This is a genomic window from Saccharomonospora marina XMU15 (assembly GCF_000244955.1).
Lineage (GTDB): Bacteria > Actinomycetota > Actinomycetes > Mycobacteriales > Pseudonocardiaceae > Saccharomonospora_A > Saccharomonospora_A marina.
On record NZ_CM001439.1, the window covers coordinates 238820 to 262802 of the forward strand.

A 23983-nucleotide genomic window follows, 5' to 3' on the forward strand; every position below is an offset into this window, starting at 1 on the left:
ATGGAGGACTTCGCCGACAAGATCGACGACTTCATCCGAGCGTGGAACAACTTCCTCGGCTTTCCCGTCGCCGCACCGGTTACCCGCACGGCGATGCGGGGCATTCTCGGTGACTACCCCACAGCCGATGAGCTGAAGGTCGCCGAGCTTGTCCGGTTGCTGATCGAAGACTCGCAGAAAACCGCCGAGTTCATGCGGGATCTGGCGGCCAAGACCGAGAACGTGCAGTTGTCCTGGCAGAGCCAGGGCGCCGCGCAGAACTTCAGCCAGATCATGGCGAAGTTCACGGCTGCCGGGGGAGATCTCGCCAAGACCAAACTCAGCCTGACCACGGCCAACGCCGAGTTCTACAAGCAAACCATCCTGGCGAAGAACATGTACCAGGCGAACCTGGCGATGCTGGCGTTCGAACTGGGCAGGGCCGCGATGTCGGCGCTTCCGACATTTGGTACCGCGCTGGCGGGCATTCCGATCTCGATGGCGGCTGCCGCCGCGGCGGCGAGAAGGATCGCGCAGCAGGCACTTGCCGCCGTGTCCCGCATCCGAACCCAGATCATGTTGCGGGAGGTCTTCGTCCCGACGGCTCTCGGTGTCGGGCACGTGGCACCTGTGATCGCATCGGCGGCTGGGCGCGGAGCGTTGCGCCTTTCGGGGGGCGCTGCGAGGGGCGCGTGGAACCTCGGCTCCAAGGGCCTGCGCAGGATGGCGCCCTCGTCGATCGCAGGACGGATAGGTGCCTCCCAGATTCAGCGGCAGCTCATTCGCGATGCGGTAAGGAACGGAGCCGAACGCGCGGCGATCAGAGAACTGGGCTCGAGGGCCACTCATCGCGCGATCGCCCGGCATCTGACGAGTCAGTTCCGCGGCACGCCGCGCTTGGCGACGGGTGGTCTGGACGACGTCGCCGCAGCGGCCGCGCGGCAGGCCATGCAGGCACACACGGTTCGCCGGGGCCTGCTCGGTCGAATGGCACTCGGCAGCACAACGGTTGCGCCTGGCATGAGCACGTGGCGTCTGATCGGCCAGAAGCTCATGGGATACGGCGTACGCAGCGCGTTCACCTTCGGCCTCATGTCCGACCTGGCAGGTCAGGGCATGACCATGTGGGAAACCAAGGGTCAGGGCGTCTTCGAGTACGAGTACAACGGCGTCTCCACCGTGGCGGCGGTGGTCGGTGCCGGACTCGGTGGCGCCCCACTGGGATTCGCCACCACATTACCCGGCTACCTGGTCACCGGCGCGGCAGGCGGTGTGGCGGCCTACTTCGGTGCGATGGGTGTCACCGCGGGTCTCGACCCGAACGTGGACTTCCAGCTGCCCGCAAGGGCCACCGCGGGTGCTGACCCGAACGAGTTGACTTGGGCCGAGGTGGGTCAGGCCGCGCTGGGCGGTGCGCTCGGCGGAGCCTGGGAGAAGTACATCGGCGACGCCTCGTTCAAGGAGATTCCCCACAACCTGGAGGTGTCCCGGAACGCGCTGCGGGACTTCAGCTTCGACGCTCCGGAGTTCGGCAACCGGTTGGGAACCACCTTCTTCGCGAACACCCCGCCGGCGAACGCGACCCCGGCCGCTGCCGCCGCGGCGGCACAGGCGGCTTCGGCCGCGACACAGCCCAGCACGAACGCACCACCGGCGAACCAGTCGGGCGGCTCACCGGCCTCCTCCGGTTCCGCCGGGAGAACGGCTGGTGGTTCGGCCAGCGGTTCCGCGAACGCCGATGCCGACGGCGGCGGCGACGGCAGTACAGGCGATTCGAGCGGTACGGGTGCCACATCGTCGTCGGAGGGTGGTCGAACACCCGCACCGCAACCGGTGGCAGCGCCGGCCGCACCTGCCAGCGGCTCCGACACCGCGTCGCCGGGGGAGAGCACCGGCGAGGCGGTACCCGCCACCCAGGGTGAGGGCGGGCCGGAACCGGCTCCCCAGCCTCGGCAAGCCGAGCCCGGCGGAGATTCGGCGACAGCCGAGGGCGCGCAGCAGTCCTCGGACGGTGACTCCGGGATCAAGATCACCGATCGGCGTTCGCATGTGGATGCGCTCGGTGAGCGAGACGTGTGGAGTGAGCCAACGCGGCGGGAGTCTCCCGACGAGCAGGCTGTGGGCCAAGCCGAGTCCACCGCTGACCAGGCGGCTACCACCTCCGACGACGCGGCGGCGAAGGTCACCGATCGGCGTTCACATGCGGACGCATTGGGTGATCGGGATGTGTGGAGTGAGCCGGCCCGGCGGGGGTCTCCCGACGAGCAGGCTGCGGGCGAGGGTGAACTCAAGATCACCGACACCAGAGCGGCGACCAGCGAGTTGCCCGCAGGCCAGACCGCTGTCAAGGTCGGCGACCTCGTGCAGGGTGAGCCTCGATTGGTGGCTCCGAGGGAACCGCTGACCGAGACCGCCGACTGGCCCGACGGCCCGAGGATGTTCGCGGCACGAGAGATCCAGGCTCTCGTGCAGAGCGGGCAGGCGTCGATCGATCACGAGACCGGCGTGGTCACCTTCGGCTCGCCCGATTCGGGTGTGGTGGCCAACGCGCTGCTGTCGCTGGATTCGACGCTGCCACCCGGACACGCCCAGTACATACCGGCCCAGTTCGAGCTGACTCCCGCGGGCTACGTGGAGACGGCACCCGCGGAATTCCGGTTCTCACCGGAGGTGGACGCATCGTTCACCGCGATGAGCAAGCAGATCAGGGCGCAGACCAGGGAACTGGTCGAACTGGCGCTGGCCGACGCCAGGGTGTTGAACCCGGGCAACGTGCGGCCGGACCAGGGTTCGGCAGCGGTTCGCGACGACTCCTCCCGCGACGGTGATGTGCGCAAGGGACTGCCCCGCCTGCTGCACGCACTGAAAGGCGGTGCCATAGCGTCCGGCGTCGAGGAATCCGAGGAAACACTGCGGGAAGTCATCGCCGCGTTGCAGGCGGGCGGCTTCACCGACGAGGTCGCCGCGAACTCCCTTCGAGGGTACGTGACTGCTATCGCGGGCGATCCCGACGAGGGCACGTTGCTGGCTTACTACCGCGACGGCACGGTGGTGCCGTTCGAGGTCGGTGTCAGCACCGAGGTGGAGCCGGGCCAGGTGCGCAGCACGCCACCGCAATGGCAGCGAGTGGACGGAGCCTGGCGGACGATCAGTGTCGGCACGCTGGAGCTGTCCACAGCCGACACCGCGGAGCAGATGCACGCGATGCTGCGGGAGGGGCTGCGTGCGCTGCACGACGGGGTACCCGGCAACGGCAACGTCGCGATCGGCGAGCCGGCACAGGGGTTCAACCTGCACGACCTGGAACGGGCGCTGTCGGCGGAGGAGGTGACCGGCAAGGTCGAGTCGGCGCTGCCGAGCAGTGAACGGCTCGCCGACATGTCTGGCCACTATCAGCGGTACCTGGCAGACCTGACAGCGCAAGACCACGACTCAGGGCTACCGAACTCGGCCGAGTTCGTCGCACCGTCAGTTGCCAGGATTCACTTCCCGAGCGCCACCGTGGACACCTTCGTCGCGGTGCGGCCGGATGTCGAACCCAACACCTACCGGGTCATCCCGCCCAAGCTCGCCGTCGTCGACGGCGCCGTGGTCCAGATCAGCCCGGCGATGGTGGCCTTCTCCGCGCACGGCCCGGAGGCCGACGCTTCCCAGCGGTTGCTGGCCAGCTTGACCGCCCGCCGCGCGTTCACCGAACTGGGCCGGATGGTCGAAGGACTGGGGCCGATCGCCAACGGTTCGGTTCCGGTGGCGCTCAACCCCGCCACGATGCCGTTGATGCGTGCCATTGCTTCGGCGCGGCCCGTTCTCAACTCGGAGCTGCCGGGCACGTCGCTGGCCGACAGCGCCACCGTACTGCCGGACCCGCTCGCCGAGGCGTCCGGCGCCGGTTCCGCCGAGGAAAGCTACTCGGTGCGGATCCCGGACCAGGCCAATTTCGCCGAACACGCGACCGCGATCCTGGAAAGCGTCGCCGAGTTGGGATACCGGTTGCGCGGTATCGAGAACGGCTGGCGCCACGGCGACCCCGGCATCGTGGCGAGCTGGCACGACCCCGCCACCGGCCGGTCGATCCGGCTGCGGCTGGAAACTCCCGACGCCAACGCCGCTCGCCGTGCCGCCTCCGAGTTGGACCGGTTGGCGCAGAATCCGGACCAGCGAAACCCGCTGCGGCAACACTGGATCGCGGACCAGCGCACGCAGCTCATCGAGGGCGTAGCCGAGCCGGCCGACGCGGACAGCCTGCTTTCGTTCGACCCCGAACCCAAGCGGCCCAACGCGTGGGACACCGCGCCTGCAACGCAGACCCCTAGGCTCGGCACCATCGCGGTCAGTGACGCGACACTGGAAGAGATTCTGGCGAGATTCGGGCCGGATGCCACCGCTCCCGGCCTGCCGAGGATCGACCCTCGGTTCTTCGCGAGTGATGAGAACGCGCGGTCTGCCGTTCGCGCCATCGTCTCCGATATCGCACGGAATCCGGACACCGTCGTGGGTAGGGACAGCGCCGGGTCCTGGGTCGTGCGCGGTGAACGCCACGGGCTGACCTTCGAGGTCGCCGTCGCGCTCAACGGAGATGTGGTGGGAGCCGAACCGCTGACCGGGCCACACGTGCTGGAAGGCGCGCGGGCTGAGCGAGCACCTGCTCCACAGGTAGACGCTCACGCCGGTGACCGGGTGACAGCCTTGCTTGACGCCGTGCGGACGGTCGAGAACGCGATGCTGCTGCCGGGAATGGTCCGATCCCCCGCGCAGTTCGATCCGGACAGCCCCGTCCGGTTCGGTGTGCGGTTGCCCGACGGCACCCGGTTCGCCGACGACGTCCGAGCCGTGGCGGGCAAGCTCACCGAACACGGCTACACGGTGGTCGGGGAGCTGGACAACGCAAGTGCGGCAACCGGTCACGGCCTGCTGATCGCCTTCCGCGAGCCCGGCAGCGACCGACTGCTCTCCCTACAGTTCAACGCCGAGGCAGCGGGCGAGCCTTCACCCGGGCCCGAGTTCGTGTCGCTGTCCTCGATCTCGTTCGCCCTACTCGATATCACTTCCGGGATCGAGGGCGCCCAGGTGCTCCTCGATCCCGGTCAGCAGCAGCGTGCGGACGCGGCACTGCGGTTTGCCGTGCAGGTGCCCGCCGACAGTTACGTGCGCGACGCGGAGTCGGTGCAGGGCCAGCTGGCCGAGCGTGGCTACCGGTTGGTGTCCGCGGACATCGCGTGGGGTGACGGGATCGGCTGGGTCACCACGTGGTCGGAGCCAGGCACCGGCCGCACCGTGACGTTGCGGATCAGCACGGCGGAGGCCGAGTCGTTCGGTAGCGAACTCGCCGACCTGGACCGGCGGCTCGCGCGGACCCCGGCACGAAACGTGCTGGAGCGGCGCTGGCTCCGGCAACGCAGGCGAGAACTGCTGCACCGGATTCCCGTGCCCGCCGGAGCCGACCGCCTTCGACTTCCCACCCTGCCTACGACCTCGGACGGTGGCCACGCCGGAGCCTCCGCCACAGGTGATGACTCGACCGCAGCAGGCCCGGACAGCGAGACCACCGCGCCGGACGGCGGGCGGCCGCCCATCTCGGTGCGACGGCAGCTCGACCGGGCATTCACCGTCGTCGTGCACCGAGACCCCTCGGTTTCGCCACTTGAGGCGGCACAGCGGGTAGCGCAGGAGATGCGTTCGGGTTTCGACGCCTGGTCCTCCGAAGAGGTCGTCGTGACTGTGCCTGCAGGCACGGACCCGGTGGCACTGGGTTTCGATCTGCGATCGTTCGGCAAGGCACTGGCGAGAGAGCTGGGCATCCCCGGTGTACGGGGGCTGGCTCCGCAAGGCTGGCGGACGCCGCAGTATCCGATCCGCTCGGTCTCGCTGTCCGACGTCGCGCTCGATATCGCCGCCGCCACCATCGGCCCGGACGGCCGTGCGCCCGGCGGCACCGTGCTCAAACGCCAATGGTTCGGTACCGAAGACGTGTCCGCTCGACTGCGTGACGCGATAGAGACGATCGCGAAACGGCCCGGCACCGTCTATGCCGAGGGCGACTCCTTGCTGCGGGCGTGGCGGGTCGAGGGCGTCTACGCCGGTGTCACCTTCCAGCTCACCGTCCGACTCGACGGTTCCGTCGAACAGGTCGAACTGGTCGACGACGGCAGCCCGCACCTCAACCGCATCGCGCCACTGAAGCAGCACGGCGCGAACAACTTCGAACCTCCGCGCGAGGAAGTCGAGGTGGAGGAGACCGGCCCCGGACAGGCCCGTCCCGAAGCGGTGGCGGACACGATCCCCGGGGGCGAGGTGGTGCCACCACTTGCGGTGGGCCTGCGTGACCCCGACCAGGCCGCCGACCTGTCGCAGCCGGAGGTGGATTATGCGGTGGGCTCGGCGTTGTCCCGGCTACGGGGCGACATCGAGGCGGTCGAACTCGAAGCGGACTCGGGCGAGCGGCGGTGGCTGATCGGGCGCCCCGACGGGCTGCGGTGGGAGCTGCGCGTCGCACCGCAGTCGGGGGTGTCCCGGCTGTCGCTTCCGGAGCTTCGGTCGGTGGACGGCAGGTGGGTGCAGACCGCGCCGATCACCTGGGTGGTGCCCGGACTGCCGACCGATCCGGCACAACGGGTGGAAATGCTGGAACGGCTGTTGCCGAGTGTGCTGCGTGCCGCCGAGGGCGGTCTGCACGACCTGATTAGGCAGGCACAGCAGGAGACATCCGCGCCGTTGCCGCAGCTCGGCGATCTCGTGCCCGAACCAGCGGTTCTGCCGGACGCGGGGGCGGCGGCCGTCGATGGGCTGACTGCCGGCTCACTGTCGGACAGCATGCGTTCGGCGGTCGGTGAACTCGCGTCGACCGGTGCGGGACTACTCAGCGAGCTGTTCCCAGCCGCGTCGGTGGCGCAGATCCAGCAGGTGATTGGTGAGCTGGTCACCTCGCTTGTCGCGATCAGCAGCGACGATCTACGTGCCGCCTACGGAGCGGCTGCCGAGGCCGCCTCCGACCAACTCGTCTTTCCGCTGGGTGATCCCTCGGCGCGCATGGTGCTGCGCTTGCCGCAGGACGGCAGAGTGGAGCAGCTCCGCGTGGACGTGCCGACGGAGTTGTTCGATCCTGTTCGGGGGAAGCTGATCCCGACGTCCATCGGCGATTTCGCGGCTGCGGTTGTTCACGGGGCGGCATTCGTTCTGAGCGGACCATCCAGCGAGCTGTCCGCGCAGGTGGACATGGCGGCACGCGGGATCGCCGCGAACAACGCCGAGGAGCGGTTCCGGTCGTTGCTGCTGGAAGGTTACTCAGTCCAGGGCGAATCCGTATCGGATCATGAGGGCAGCGCACTCGACCCGCGAACGGTCGAACGTGCTATTCATGCGCAACTGCCTGGCCATCGACTCACCGTAGCGGCAAGCCAGAGACAACAGGGTGAGCTTCAGCTGGAGATTCGCTACGGGGAATCCGAACCGTTCACCGAAACCGTGCCCGAGAGCGAGTTGCGGCGGTTGGGTGAGTTCGCACCGGCTTTGGTCGCGGAAAGAGTTGAACGGATCGTGTTGTCGCGACTGCGCGACAACACGATGACGCCCGATGTCACGCCGGACAACCGCCGGGCCGCCGAATCCCCGGGTTCGTGGGTCGGTGAGGTGGCCCTGACACAGCTGCGCAGGCAGCTCGGGGACTCGGTCCTCGACGTGCGAATGATCAAGTACGCGAACACCGACCAACTGTGGTTGCGGTTCACCGACTCGGAAGGGCAGCAGTTCCGCGTGCGGATAGCTGCCCGACACGGTCTTTCCGAGCCGCGGCTGGTGCTGTCCGGACCGGACCCGAACGCCTACCGCCTTGAACTGCCTTCCGGTTTGAGTGAGGACAACCAACTGCGGGCGATAGTCGCGAAGTTGCCCACCGTGGTGGCGTTCCGCGCGGACGTGCAAGGACTCGGTTCGATGCCGCCGAACGGTTTCGAACGCATGTTGGGGCAGCTGCTGGCCGATCCCGATCTTGTGCAACGCATGCTCGACTACACAGAGGCCGACTTGCGTGCTGTTTACGAGCGCTTCGGTGTCGACACGCTTCTCGCGATGCGCGCAGCGGTGGTGCACGGAATCGAGTACGTGAACTGGACCGCGTACCTGCACGGCTTCTTCACGCGCGGGTCCGATGATCCAGCGGTCCGCACTGCCCTTTCCAGCTCGCTGAATGCGGCATTGGCCTATGTCTGGTCCCAGCCGCCGCCCGCTGATGTCGCGGAGGCGGCGTCCTGGTTCGGGTTCGACCGCGACGATCCGGCCGAGGTCGCCCGCTTCACGGAGTTGTTGGCAGCAGAAGGTCTTCCCATAGATCTCAGGGCCGACGAGCTGCTGACACTGCGCCACGTAGCCGCCGACCTGATGGCACTGCACCGGCTGCTGACACCCGCCGAGCGGCAGGCGTTTCTGGAGCAGCACCCCGGCTGGCTCGGTGAGGCCGTCAGGATCCGGCCCCAGTGGCTGGAGCCGCTTGCCTTCGTCGCGCACTCGGACACCGATGTGGTTCCCGACGCCATTGCCGACATTCAGCGGCTCGATACCAAGGACCAGGAGATCCTGGCCCGGGCTGCCGAGTTGGTGGTGCGGCAGTGGGGCCCCGACACGGTCACACCCGAGACTTTGCGCCGCGTCGGCGCCGTCATCTACCTGCACGGGCTCGGTGCCGGTGCATGGCTCACGGCACAACTGCCCGGCGCGGACGTGGCGGTCGGCCTCACCGAGCGCAACATCGCCGCGGAGATCGGCATCGAATCGGTCGCCCACCACATCCCGTTGGCCACCGGCGAGCGGGTGGTGCGCTCGACCCAATCCATGGCGGAATTGCTCGCCCGCGTTCAGGACCCGGACGCGAGTTCCGAACCACCGACCATCGACACCCTCGTGGCGGACTACCTTCGCGCGCGGGAGGCTGTCGATCAGCGACTGACCTGGGTCAAGTGGTTTGCCGAACGGCTGACGCACCTGTCGGGAGAAACGTCGGCCGACCAGATCATCAGCCGCGTCGCCCACACACTCGAACTGCAGGAAGAACTCGTCACCAGCATCGTGCTGGAGGAGCAGCGGGTCATCGACCCGGTGCCCGCGATCGCCCCCCAACTCGTCCGCGCCAACGCCGACGAGTTGGTGCTTCTCTTCCAAGAACACTACGGGCTGTTGCAGAGCCGGTTGGACGCCGCGTACCAGGCCCTGTCAGATGCGATCACCGATGCGCGAGAGGGCGGAGACACCGCATTGGTGAATGACCTGCTCATGGACCTGCTACCGAGTGAGGAGGACTTCCAATCCGATCCGCTGTTCGCCGAGCCACCGTCGAAAGACGAGATCGACGACGCGAGGAAGACGAAGGACACCACAAGAGCCAAGTCGCTCGAGGCGGCCGCCGAGGCGAGATCGTCGCCGGACATCGGACAGCGTCCCGACCCGATCAGCGAACCTCCCGCTCCAAGGCGACGCCAGTTGGCGGAGCTACTCGGGGCTCGCCGAGCGCTGTACAACCGGGTGAGCGAGTTGGAGCCCGCACGACGGGCGGCTGAGGCCGAGTACTTTGCCAAGCTTTCCGCGATGCGTGAGGCCAGGGCGAAGTTGATCGGTACCAGGACTGGCCTGGCGCCCCTGCTCACCAGGATCAACAGCCATGGACAGGACGCGTCCTGGCATGTCGCGCTGAACACGCACCTGCCGGTCCGATACGTGGCGATGCGCGACTTCTCCCTCAACGCCCCGGACTCACCTGTCCCCCGAGCGGCCGTGAGGCTCGCCGAGCAGACGACCGGACTGGACCTTTCCGGATCAGCGACCGAGGTGTTGTCCCGAGTGGCTGAGCACGTCCGGACCCTGCGGGATGAGCTAGCCGATGCGATCCGCGAGCTGAGTGCCGCCCAGCAGGCACGCGACAGCGCGCATCGCGAGTACCTCGGTGGCCTGCGAGATGCCATGCTCGCGGCCAGCGATCGCGGCGTCACGATCAACGAGATCGCGCTGCGCACCAGGCTCAGCCACCTCGACGTCAGCGCGGTGACGCGGCGAGTAGCTAGTCCGGGCCGCAACGAGGTCATTGTCCCCGAACTTCAGATCCCGTTCGTCGACGACAAAGTCATCCCGTTGGCACAGGCTGTGGAACGTCTCTGGCAACCGGCCTGGGATCGCCTGCTGCGCCGGGAGAAGCTGCCGGGTCACGCGAACCCGGAGGCATCCACCACGCTACGGCCCGACGATCCCGAACTCCGCGACAAGCTCGTGGCGCGAGGCGTCTACCCGCCGCTGGCAGAACAGCTCGGCCATCCGGGTGCACCCTATGTGGCCAGCAACCTGCACGAACACAAGGCGGGCTACGACAGCGGCGACCCGAGCTTGGGTGTGTACGGCTACCTGCAGCTGACGGGGCACGACGGCAGGGAACTGATTAACGGTATCCGGGAGCGCGGTTTCGGACTGGCCACCGCGAGCGGGAACGTGTACTACGGGCTCGCGCCTGTGGTGTACCTGGGAATCACCGAGCAGATCCCCATGCTGGAGCTACAGGGCAAGGTCCTTGATCTGCAGATGCTTCGGTCCGTCGAGAAGCTGCCGCCGGAACACCGGTGGCGAGCTCTGGTCGGCCCGGTCGGAACCAGATGGGACGTACCGGGTGCGCTTGGCTACGACCTCGCGATGAAGATGCTCTACGGCACCCATCTGAACGCCGAGCAAACCGGGCTGAAGGAAATGGTCGGCAAGATGCTCGGGCGGGAAGAGAACAAGATCTACAACCCCGAGTGGACCGAGGCCGTCGGCAAGCTGCTTGCCGCCGCGGAGCAGATCCGCGACGACCTGGCCGAGGGCAAGCTGCAGCGGTCCAGGATCGAGGAAGCCGCGCCCGATCTGCTGCCCGTGTTCCACCAGGACGGCTCGCTGCGCGCTGGGGAGCAGGTCAGCGGCACCGAGGCCGCGGATCTGCTTGACAAGTTGGTCGCGAACCGGGACGGGTTGCACACGCTGCTGACCGACTCCGGAGACGACCGCAAGGCAGCGAGCCTGCCGGACTTCTCCGACGGTGTGCCGGACATGATCAACCCGCATTTCCTCGAGAAGATGTGGGCCGACAAGATCACCGGCAACCTGTCGGTGCTGCACCAGGACTCCGGCGCGGCGCGAATCATGAGCAACGGGCTGTACCAGGCCGGTCCCCCCGACCACCGTGGTCTTGTCCCGCTGCTGGCGCTGTACCAGCAGCACCCCGAGTTTCGCGACAACCTGCTCACCTGGGCACACATGGGCCTCGGCAACTGGACCTCGATCTCTGTCGAACACGTTCGGTGGATGCGCCGACTGCTGGACCTCGCGCCAGGTCTGGCCTTCGACATCTCGTGGAACCCGGTGGCACAGCACATCTTCGCCAACCCGGATGCCGAGCAGGCGCTGCTCGAACTGGTACGCGACTACCCCGACCGGTTCATTTTCGGGTCGGACGCGATTCGCTCGATGCGGGGCCCGCACTCCACTCGCCACTGGTCGGAGATGCAACCCTTCTTCAAGAAGGTCCGACAACTGCCGGACGGTGAGCGGATCTACTGGATGCTCGCCCGGCACAACTTCGACCGGCGAGTGGACCTTGCCGAGCAGCGCGGAAACCAGCGCCTCCTCGACGAGTACGCCTCCGGAACGTGGGACGAGGTGTACGAACTCGTCCCCGAATATGTTCGGGACCAGGCACGCGCCAGGATCAGGCGCCTCGTCGAGGACGGCTGGGTGCCCAATCCGGACAATGCCGTGGGTCCTGAGGCATACCGGTTGGGGCTGCGCTCGCCCGCGCCCGGTCGTGATCCGTCGCAGGCGTGGCGGGAAAACCCGCAACTCACCTCTTTGATCGTCGCGCACGATCTGCTGGAAGACGCCAAGAACCGACTGGTGAAGGCGGGGGTGGTGGCCTTCCAAGATGCCGTGCGCAAGTCGGTCGCCCGGGTCGTCGAAGTCAAGCAGGACTTCCGTGACCGCAGAGGCCTTCCCCCCGCCAAGACCACCGACGAGCTGGGCATGGGTACCACCGAGGCCGTGGTGGCCGCTTCGTTCGCCAGGACCGGAACTGAGGGCCTCACCTCCGAGCAGGAACGGCGCGAGGCTGTGGATTCCGTGCACCGCAGGGTGAACGAGGTGGAGCTCAATCAGCTCAACTCCCGGCAGATCCTCGACCGGATGAACAGGCATCGGCGGACCAGAAGGTGGTTCGCGTGGGCCGTGGTCGCCCCTGCGACCGCAGGGGTGGCCGCCGCGGGCGCGACGATGGGCGCGGCTGGTGCCGCTTCGGTCGCCGCTGTCGCCGGAATCAACGCCGTGGGCTTCGGGTTGCGCGGTCTGCTGACCCTCGGCAAGACCATGCACACCACCAAGATCCGCGTGTACAAGGAGTTGCTGGTTGAGCGGGCGGGTCTCAACGAGCAGGCCGCCATGGCGTTGGCCAGGTACATTTTACTCAACAAGAACTTCGACATTGCCCGCGGCGGGCGCACATTCCGGGAACTCTTCGAGACGCGACTGCGGGAATCTCACGAGGAGTTCATCCGGGTGACGCGGGAGTTCGCGGCATCGCTGGAAGCCATTCGTTCGCTGCCGCTCGGCGATGGTGAGACCCGCCTCGACCGAGCCCAGCACGCCGTCACGGCGCTGTCCCGCTACCTGGACTTCGTCAACCGCGAGTTGGGTATGGGCTCCGACGGGCTCAACTCCCTGAGCCCGCACGCTGGCTGGCATGGCAAGACGTACCACGCCTTGCTCACCGGTAGCTGGCTGCTGAACCTGTACGGCCACTCCTACCAGGCCAGCTCCACGACCGGGCCCGAGCAATGGATCGCCTACGGCTACCTGGCAGTGGACGCGATCTTCCTCTACGGCGCCCAGCATCCGAACATGATCGGCGGCTGGCTCGGCTATGACAACAGCATGCGACCCGTTTACCGGGCGCTGCAGAACGTCGTCCAGTTCCCATGGCTCACCCTTGTGAACTTCGGGTTGGCGGTGCAGCAGTTCGCCGAGGTCGCCATGACCGGCTCGATGATCAACCTCGTTACGGGGATCAGTGCCACCACGTTGACCGTGGCCACCGGCATGGTGTCGAAGATCGGCGCACGGATCGAGCTGAAGTTGGGCAAGGTCGCCTCTTGGAAGGGGCCCGCCGCATCTGCCATGACAGGCACCTCGCTCGTCTCCTTCGGCATTCTGGGTCTGAGCCAGTCGCCGCTCGCGCTCGGCGCGGCGCTGGCGATCACACTGTCCAGTCCGGCTCTGCTCGCGGGTCGGTGGTGGATCAAGAAGTACGGCAAATCCGAGCGACCGTTCCAGTACGAGCCGATGAAGCGCTATCCGGAGGGTAGCGCTCCGCATGTCCGCCGCATCAACCCCACCAGCCCAGGCCAGTCGCCGAGGCTCGCGCAGGGTATGCGTGAACTGGCGCCGTTCATGCGGGAGGCGATCAACCGCCAGATCCCGCCCGAGGGCGCCAGTGGACTGTCGGCGGACGGCACCCGTGTCGAGTGGCTGACAGCAGGTGAGGATGGAACCAGGAAGGCGGTCCGCGATTTCGCCAAACAGCATGTCGACGTCGTCGCGCGGGCGCTCAACCTCGATGAGCGCGTGGTCGAGCGCCGAATCGACCAGTTGGCGGAATCCGCCTTCGTGCTGAGCGAGGAAGGCCTTATGGAGGCCTTCCCCTATCGGGAGGGTTTTGACCTCGGCAGGATGGCCGAGGCCAGGCGGCGGCTCCGGCCCTATCTGGACGCCTACGGCGTGTTCGACTGGGACACCCGTCGGGTCGGGCTGCGGATGGGCGAGCCGGTCTCGATCGTCGGGACCTGGCTGATGAAGGAAGTCATCACCTCGCTGCAGACGTCCCCGGCCGACGCGGCGGCGGCGATCGACACGCCAGATGCTCGGGCTCGCGCGCGGGCGTTGGCGGACCTCATGGTGCAACGGGAGTTCGAGGTCTACGCCCTCCTAATGGACTGGCTGAAGGCGTTCGCGGAGCTGCCGGACCCCCGGCTCGCCGAGGTGGTGCGTTTGGGACAACAACGACTCGCGGACGGAGTCCGGCTGCTCTACCAGGATTCCGAGCAGGGCGCTCGGCACGCGGAAAACTGGGTCGACTCGTTGTTCCGCGGTCGGGATGTGGTCGAGCCGGGATTCGGGTCTGACTTCGGTGCCCACCAGCCTCCCGAGCCCGACCCACCCGACGCTCCGCCGGGGACCATCGAGGTATTGCGTGCCCGCGGGTCATGGCCGGCCATTTCGGACCCCGCGGCCGACGAGGACACCGCGAACGCGGTTCGAGACTGGACGGCGACCTGGCTGAACGGCCACGGAGCGACCTTCGCGGAACCGGACGCGGAGCCCACCCTGCCGGGGCTGTGGGGGCTGGCCGACGGGAAGCGGGTCGGGCTCAGCTTGCGGCTCGATGCGAACGAGACCACCCCGTCCGTGGTGGTGCGTTCCGGCGGGGCCCAGGCCGAGGTGGAGATCGTGCTGCCCGCCGTGCCCCCGGAAGGTTCACGGCGTGACCTGCTGGTCGGCGCGGCACTGCGTGAACTGCTGCTGAACGAGCTGCCACTGGTGCTGTCCGAGGAATCGCCGTCTTCCGAGCCGAGCCAGCAGCCTGATCAGTCGCCGCAGGAAACCGGAGATGAGAGTCCCGCGGCCGCTGAGTCACCTGAGTACGCCGGGCCTCCGCGTTTCGAAACGAGTGGCGCCGCTCTTGCGGCTGGGGTGGGCGTTGACATCGAGCAGGCCGTTGCGCACGCCCGCGAGTCGGACCGGCCGGTCGACGACGTGCTCCGTGAACTGGCCGAGGAACGCCGCCGGGAACTGGCCGCGAGCGTTCCCGACTACCCACGGGTGCTGTCCCGCATCGGCGATCTACTGGAGCACGATCCCGAGCGGGAGCTGCTGCCTTGGTACCAGCGCTTCGGTGCGGCGCTGCCCGACGCTGTCCGGGTGGCGGCGCGCTACGGCGTCGAGTACCTGAAGGAGTTGTACGAGCGCTGGTCAGGCCGATCCTGGTGGGACCACGGTCGGCCTGCCGAGCGTGACGCCAGGAATCTCTCCCTGATGCTGGCCGTCGAACGCAACAACTTGGGCGAGGACCAGCCGGTTTGGACGCCACAGGAGACTTCCGAAGCCGCCGCCGCATGGGGCTTCGACGACCCGGCCGAATTCGCTGACCTACTGCGGGCGGCCGGCTACAGCCGCGAGTTCTCGCGCCCGGACCTGCTGGCGTTGTGGCGAATGGCCGCCGAGGCGGCGGTGCGCGGAGCGCTGTTGGAACCCTGGCAGTTGAACCAGTTCCTGCGCCACCGCGCGGCGCTGGTGGTGGCCGGACTGGACATGCGGCCCGTCGACCTCGACGAGTTCGGTACGGTCCCCGGTTCGGACACCTACTTCGTGCCGGACGCGCTCGCCGAGATCCAACACCACGACACCGCGCGGCGCCGCTGGCTGGACGAAGCCACTGAGGCCGTGCTGGCGCGCTACTACGCCGCCGACCCAACGGCGGCGTCCCAGGGGGAACAACCACACAAGCTGATCAAGGCGGCCATCGAACGGTACGGACTGCGGTACGCGGCGTGGCTGGCGGCGTGGACGTCCGATGCCGAGGTACCGGAAGGTCTCCTCGGCCGGGACGTCGCGGCAGAGTTGGGGCTGGCACCGCGGCCTGGTCCGGAGGTGCCGCCGATGCCCGCGCACGCGCCGCAGGTATGGCTGCCTGCCGAACCGGACTCAGCCGATTCTCCCGAAGCCCATGCTCTGCGGGACCTGTCCACCATCGCCGAGGCCGCCGGTGTCGAACTGCGCGAAGGCCATCGGGTAGGGGAGCTACCCCGGCTGCTGGCGGAGATCGACCAGCAGGCCGCTCAGCTGCGCGACGAACTGCTGAATGTCATGGACGCATTCCAGCGGCTCTCCTCGCGGGAGTCCGACCAAGCCGAGACGTCGGCAACGGACCCGGAGTTCGACCGGCTCGTCGGTGAGCTGGAACGGCTGCTGGCCGTCCCGAAACGTGCGCACGAGCTGCACAACGCGATCTCGTACCTGGCCGCAAGAGCCGAGTCGTTGGCAGAGGGGCCTGGTGCGCGAGCCCAGGAGCTGGCCGGTCGACTTCGCGAGCACCGGTTCGGTTCCGACTACGACAGGGTGGCCGCCGAACTCGACCAGCTCGCCAACTCGCGTGAGGCGCTGCGCGACGCGCTCGGGCAGGCGCTGGACGCGATGGCCCAGGCCGACCAGCGGCCGCTGTTGCTGCTCGCCGAGAACCTGGAGCAGCTTGCCTCGGCCGAGAGCGGGACCGAGACGCAGGCCGCTCTGGCGCGGGTCAGGGATGCGCTCGGCGCGGAACGTGCCGAGGCGCTGGCCAGGGCCGTCACCGCTTTCGAGCGGGCCGGGCAGCTGGATGCCGCCGTGGCGGCGACGCAAGGGCGCCTCAAGGCCGCGGTGGATGAGGTGCTCGCGAGGCGGGTGCCGCGGGTGGGCGAAGCCGCGCTGGTGCCACCACAAAGGGAAGGCACGGTGGAGGGGCGCGAGGTCTTCGCGCCCCGAGTGCGGCAGCCCTCCTGGGGCGGGATGCGCAGCCTTTCCGCAGGAGACCGGGAGGTACTGGGACGGCTGATCGGCCTGCTCAACGAGCGTCGGGAAGTGCTCGACCGGCTGCGCGCCGAGGGTGGGCAGCCGCCGAAGTCCGGGCCGTGGCGCGCAAAGCACTCCCCGGACCCGGAACTCGCGCGCATCGAAGAGGCCCTTCGGCGAGTGGTGAATCTGGGCCTGAACCTGGCTGAGCACCTGCCTGACAGCGACGCCCGGTTCGCGGCGGTACTGAGGTCGGTACAAGGCCTGTCGCTGGACGACAAGCGCCTCATCGAGCAGCTTCGACGGCTGGATGAACATCCGACTCCGGAGGTTGCCTACGCTCACAGCGCCCTGCAGGAGCAGGGGAGAAAGACGCCGCCGTGGCGAAGCGCCAGGGGCGAGTTGGTCCTAGCCCTGCGCGCCAGGTGGTCGAACCTGTATCCGATCGGAAAGCAGACCTTCCGGCCCGATGAGTACGCGGGCACGTTGCCCCGGGCAGCGGACGCCAAGGTCGAGCAGTCTCGTGGCGTCTACGAACTTTGGGCCATGCGCAAGCGCGAGGACAATCACCGGCCTGCTACGGCATCGCCCATGTTCACGGTCCAGATCGCTTCCACCGGCCGCACCGAGGGCGAACCCGTGAACCACGAGTGGGTCGGCCCCTACCGGCTGGAACTCAACGTGCGCAAGGACGTGAGCAAGCAGGAGGTGGACGAAGCCATCGAGCGGGTCTTGCGGGAAGAGACCGCTCGCTGGGTGCCACAGCACGTCGACTCGAGAATCGAGATCGCTCTCACGAAGATATCGGAGGGCGGTGCACTCATCGGTCTCGCCGCGGGGGCCGTGTTCTCGAGCTTACTGGGCCTTCCTCCGAATTCGCTCTACTTCTTCGCCCAGGCGATGGCGAACGTGACCGGCCTTTTGACATTCCCCACATTGATGCAGAACACGAAGGCCCACTTCGTACAAGCGACCAACGACGCGAAGTCGTTCACAGCGGCCTTCGGCGGGGGAATCGGGCCGAACCGCGACTCGCTGGCGGAGGACGCACGGACGCTGCGGTTCAAACTGGCGCCCTTGGCGGCGCGCTTCGGCATTACGTTGCCGGAGCCGCCGGTGGTGGCCAAGCCGCTTTCGCTGACCGACCAGCAGTGGAACCGATTCCGGCGAACCGGCCAAGAGGTCGCTGAGCGCATGGTCAGGTGGTTGAACGAGGGAGCGAACGCAGCCGACAGCGAGAACGCCCTCACCGGGATTCAGGACCGGCACATACCCAGTGCGGAGATCCGCGAGCACATCCAAGGAATTCGAGACGCGACCTTCACGCCCGCGAACGACGGCCTTGCCCCGACGCAGGAACATTCTCGGGCGGAAATCGGCGTACTGAAAATGATGCTCGCAACGGGCGAGGAACTGCGTGTCATCATCACGGCCGAGGTGAGGAGCAAGCCTCACGTGGCGCTCGTGGGTGGCGATCCGAGGAGCCGTCAGCAGACGTACCGGATCGCGGTCCCGACCAACATTGTCGAAAGTGGCGAGTCACTGTCCGATGAGCTGTCGAACCGGCTGTCGGCCGAGCTGGCTCACACGATCTTCGAAGCGGCCAAGCTGTGGCGGATGCCGAGCGTACCCCGGCTCGTGAAGCAACATGTCGGGCCGCTGGGTTTGGACGGCCCGATCGCCGTGTCGATGGCATACATCCTGGGCGCATTCGACATCATCGGGGCGAAACTGGGCACGAGCCTGGGTACCGCAGTCGCACGCATCAAGATCGACCGCAAGCTGGGCGAACGGTTCCTGGCCGAACTGGCCCGCCACAGTCGGCGAGAACGAACTGGCTACCGGAAGCCGGAGAGCATAGAAGAGAAATCCGAGCTCGCCGTCCTGGCAACCGAGGCCGGTGATGCCGTGCGCTACGCCGCCAACGCCGTGGCGGAGGAGGCCGCACGGCGACGCGGATCGGACAGCGCCGGGGACGCTGGTGCACCGATGCCCACCGACCGGTCGCAACTGCTGGACCTGGCGGCCGAGGAAGTGCGGCAGGTCATGGCTGCACGCGGTGACGTGGACGTCACCGTGAACCGCGACGACGACGGCAACCCCGAGTTGGTGATCTCGCCGCGACGGGGCAGCCCCATCAAGGATCAGCTGCGCCTACGGGTGGACCTGAGCGAAGGCTTGCGCAGGCCGACCACCACGCAGCGGGGCTACGACCGGGTTGCCCGCAAGGTGTTGAAGCTCGAGGTCCCCTCGATTGCGAATCGGGATGGGAACCGGACTTGGACTCTGCCGCTGCGTGAGACGAAAGAGCGCCAGTTCAGCATGCTCCTGCCGGAAGGCTGGCTGGGCAGCGCACAACAGGGACATGCGCTCGCGGCCGTGCACAGGCACGCGGAGGCGCTCGGCAGGCAGGTATTCGGGCCTCGCTCGGTCGGGCAGCTGGCGCTGGCCGCATGGCTGGCCGGGTTGGGTGGCGGCGCCATCAGCGGCTTCACCGCGGTGATGAACAAGAACGCGGTCCTCGCGGCACAACAGTTGGCCAACTGGCTGACCACGCTGGTCGGCGGCGCGTTGCGAATCCCGACCATCCGGCACGACGCCGAACAGAGCGCTTCCAGAAGTCTTGGCAAGGTCGCCGAGACCGAGCCGAAGGCACACGACCTGGATGAGCAGCTTCGTGACGTCCAGTTGGCGACGACCGATGCCGCTGCCGAATCCGTGGCATGGCTGAACGACGTCGTCGCAGAGCACCCAGAACTCCGCGACGAGTTGCAGCCCTACCTCGACGGCTGGCGACGGCTGGTCGGCAGCGCGGATTCGCTGATCTTCGACCTCGACGTCCTTCTCGAGAACGGCGAGCTCGCCGGACTCATTTCTCCGAACGTGGAGCGAATCAAGCGGATCGGTGACGGCACCTATCTGGTCAGGATCAAGATGCGGCGCGACCGGAACAACCCGTTCCCGCATCCGAAGGACAGGATCGTTGCCGTACAGCCGAGCCCCCCGGGATGGCCTGCCACGTGGATGAAGGGCGCGGGCGACGCACATGTGATCGTCTCCGGTGACGATGTCCACGAGATCATCGACCTGTTGCGCAGCTGGGTCGAGACCGAACATCGCGGGCCGATCGGGGTTCCAGGTGTGCCCGGTTTCTTCCGTAAGAACCTTCCTGGCCAGCAGAGTGCGGGGGTCACTCAGAAGATCCTGATCGCCGGCGACAGCCCGACGATTCTGAAGGCACTGACCCAGTTCGGGTCGCAGGCTTTGGCGGCTGCTACAACGATACTTTCCGGTCAGTGGTTCAGCCGCGGCGAGTTCCTCACCGCCGAGCAGCTGCGGATGGCCCTGTCGTACATGGGTGCCCAACTCTCGCCGTATCGAGTGCAGTTGGCCATGGCGATATGGAGCCACTACGCCGACGCGCTGGCGCGGCTCAGTGAGCAACAGGACGAGGTCAGCGAGATCGTCGAGGCCTACAAGGCTCGCCGCACCGATCTCGAACCCTCCCAGCCCGCGCAACCTCGGCCGTCGTCGGCCGCTACCGCACCGACAACGGCCGAACCGGTCCACCGCGACCGGTTCGAGCGGCTACAGCCGCAGCGGCAGCACCCGTTGGATGCCGTTGTCGGTCGAAGTGATCCGGACCCAGGGATTTCGCCGGTGGCCGGGCTCAGGGCCAGCCCCGGCGAGGCTCCGTTCGTCGTCGCGAGGCATGACTCCGCCGTGCCCGACGGGGGATACGGAAGTGACGGCGGTGCTGCTGCGCCGCACGAACCCGCTGCGGCAACCGCCGCCCCCGGGTTGTCGATCGGCGCCATGGTGCCTTCTGAGCTGGGAACGACTCGGGTTTCCGCGCAGGCGATCAGCGATGCCATCGCGTCCCAGCTGCGTGATCTCCGCATCGACGGATTGACCGTATCGGTCGAAGGTGAGCCGCGGCTGGAACCGAATCACCTGGAAGTGACCCTGTCCCTTCGGGATGCCGGTGGGTCAGGAGAAGTTGGTCGGGTCGTCTACGCCTTCGCACGCCAGAGCGAGAACACGATCGTCGCGAAACTGGAATCCTTCACGATTGGTGAGGACAGTTGGCGAAACAAGGGAATCGCCACCGCGCTGGTTCGACATCTCGAAGGGCTCCACCGGGCTTCGCCCGAGCTCGTCGGCATCTCGCTGCTCGCGGAGCGGGATGGCCTGCTGGCGTGGCCGCGTCTTGGGTTCAGTTGGGGTCCGGAGCGTGGAGCGCGCAGCGCAGAACTGATCTTCACGGAAATGGCTACACACCGCGAGGCACTGAATGCCGTGGTTCGCCAGCTCGAGCGTGGTGACGACGTCGCCGCACGCCAGCTACTGGCAAGCATGGGGTTGGTGCTCTCCGCAGCGGGCACGGCTGGGTTGTTGGCCGAAGCGCGTGCCGCGCTTGCCGAAACGGACGCGCTGCTGGAACGGCGGCGGGAACATCCGTTCGGTGAGGAAGGCCACCCGTCGATCCTCGATGTCGTCAACACGACCGTCGGCGCTCAGGTGGTGGGGCAACTCGACGGGCTGGAGATGTACCGGCCGACTGGGCACCCGGATGGTATCGACAGGACCACGCTCCGGAACGCACTTGACCGGGAGCTCGACGGTAGGGAGTTCGGCGGGCTTCGGGCGAGGGTTTCCGAGGTCCTCGTCGCGGGCGAGGATGTGGAATCGCCCGGCCCGGTCGACAACGCGGTCGCACACATCGTGTTGGAAGATCCGGCTAACCCGGGCGAGCCCGTCGCGGAGCTCAGCTACGAGTTCTACCGGGACAGTGCGACGCGGGCGTGGGCGGAATCCTCCGTACTGGATGGTCGCCAGCTCGCCGGAGCCGCCCGTACGGCCGCCGAGGAACTCGATGCCCACCTGCGGGCGTGGTTTGCCGAATCGGGACTGCACCAGTTCGAACCACGGCTGACCGTCAGCACCGGGTCAGCGCGGGAGCTGTCGGCCACCGGTGCCGGGAAGATCTACTCCGAGATCGTGTTCGATCGGCTGGGCAGGGACGAGTTCACCGGCAGCTTCGTTCCGGTCATCGCCGCAGCAAGTGACCTGCTGACCTTCGAGGGCGGTTTGGTCGTGCACGTCGCGAACGACTCCGCCGAAAGCGTCGACGAGATCGAGCGCTCGCTTCGATCGTGGTTCAAGCAGGTGCACACGTCACCGGATGCGGAAGGCGGGCGCGAGGTCGTCGCCAGTCTGCCGAGAGCTCACGTCATCGACACCGACGCCATCGACGGGCCGGTTCTGGTGGTCGGTGGTGGCCGCGCTCTTGGATCGACGCCACTGCGACCGGGCGAGGTGGCGCTCAACAGCGACCCCGAGGCACTGCCGGAGGTCGTCGGTGAGCTGACCACGGGAATGTTTGGGGAAGAGCAGTTCACCGGCGTCCGCTTCGCCGAGGCCTCCGCCGACGACCTCCTCGGCGAGGGTAAGGACACCTTCGCCGCCGCGATGGCGGCGCTGCGAGACGGCGGAATCCTGACCATCAGTGCCGATGGCGACCTCAACGCCCGCGTGCCGGAACTGGTGCGCAGGCTGGTCGAGCTGGGCGCCATGGACATCATGCTCGACGGCTCCCGTGGCATCACGCTCACGGCACGCAAACCCGGCGCCAACGAGCAGCGGGCGCTGGACGTGAGACTCGACCACTGGGACCACCGCTGGATCACCGGTGCCAGCAGTTACCTGCTCAACGAACTGGCCGATGCGCTGCCAGCCGATTCACTGATCGACATCAGCACCGGAGAGACCGCGCCGATCGACGAGATCGTCCGCACCCTCACCTCGCAGGGCGTGACCATCATCGAAGCCACCCTCGGCGAGCGGGTCACGGTCACCGGCACGAAGGACCGCCCCGGTGACGACCCGCGCGGCCCGGACACGCGGCCCAGCGTTGCGCCGGGTCAGACTGTCGAGGAGCGACCCGGCCACGGACTCCCAGCGCCGGAGGGCAGCTACACCGCGGAGCCGCAGCGGTATCGCCAAGCGGCAGCGAACGCCCGTGCTCGAACCGAGGCGGGGCAGCCGGTGCCCTATTTGACCGAGGACGTCACGGACTCTGCCAGGACGTTCGGGGTGGAAATCGAGTTCGCCGGTCGCATGGGTGACGTCGCGGACGCGAGGGCCCGGGTCGCCGAAGAGTTGCACCGCGAGGGTCTGGTCCGCTCGGCGGAGCCGGAGCAGCCTGGCAGGTTGAAGGAACTGGGCTACTCGGCGGCACGTGACGCGGGGCTTGTCGAGTTCGAGACCGGCACCGACGTCATGCTGGGCGAGGTCGTCACTCGGATACTCGACCCACAAACAGCGCTGACCTGGCGGGATTTGCGGACCTATTTGAAGGTCGTGCCCGAGGCAGGTGGGCTGGCGACGAAGGACACCGGCCTGCACATCCATGTGGACGCGAGCGACGTCGACGAGACGGCGGCGCAGACGCTGAAATGGATCGTCCGCAGGTACGAGGATGTGCTTGCCCGGCTCGGCGCCAACCCTGACCTGGAGGTGCCCCGGCCGCTCGAGGCCCGCGTGCCGTTCAGCATGCCTGCCGGCGAAGTTGAACGGTTCCGCTTCGTCGCGGGCAGGCACCTCAGCTCGCCGACGGCCGGCACCATCGAGTTCCGGTTCCCCGACGCGACCTACGATCCCGGCTCGGTGCAGGTGCTGGTCAAGCTGGCACTGGGCATGGTGGAGGCGGCCAAGCGCATCGCCGCATCCGGGCAGCCGTTGCCCTCCGACCCGGCCGATGGTGAGTCGTTCGGTTCGAGCGTCTGGAACCAGGGGCTGCCGGAGCATCCGGCGAACGAGGATCGTGCGGACAGCTTCCGCGAACTCGTCGACCTGGTTTTCACCAGGGACAGCGACAAGGAGCAGGCCACCGATCTCTATGTGCGCAAGGTGTGGCTGGACCAACTCGCGCGACCCATTCCTCCCGAGGCGCTGGTCCAGCGACCGCTGGGTGCCCCGACAGACGTCGCGCTCGCGAACGTGGCCGAACCCAGCGGCTCGCTGCTGCCCACCGTTGTCGTGAACACTGCCGACCTGGCGGCGACAGCGCTGTCCGACCTCCGCCACAAACTCGCGGACGCGCGCGCCGCTGAGCACGACAGGAGGCTGGCCGATGAACTACAGCTCGCGGCCGAGGAGTTGAGCAATACCGCGTTGACGATCGAGCACCTGTTCCGTACCGGAGCCGACGCCACCGCCGTCGAAGAGCAGTTGACCGACGCGAGCGAAGCGATCCGAGACATCACCCGGCGAGCCCGTGGGTTGCCGTCCTGGTTCCGAAACTCCAACGATGCGCAGCCGCTGCACGCGCTGGAGCGGCTGGACCCGTTCGGGCCCGAGGTGGTCACCAACCACTTGGTCACCACCTACGAAGACGGCAGGCTGG

The 23983-nt window shown here is 67.6% G+C and carries 1 protein-coding gene (only partly in view); it reads left to right on the forward strand.

Annotated features, from left to right (window positions below):
• A protein-coding gene (locus tag SACMADRAFT_RS01245) for an EndoU domain-containing protein (protein ID WP_009151954.1) crosses the window boundary here: on the forward strand, positions 1 to 23983 show its 5' portion. It continues 19553 nt past the right edge of the window; 23983 of the gene's 43536 nt are visible here — the first part of the coding sequence; its start codon is at positions 1 to 3; its stop codon lies off the right edge, out of view.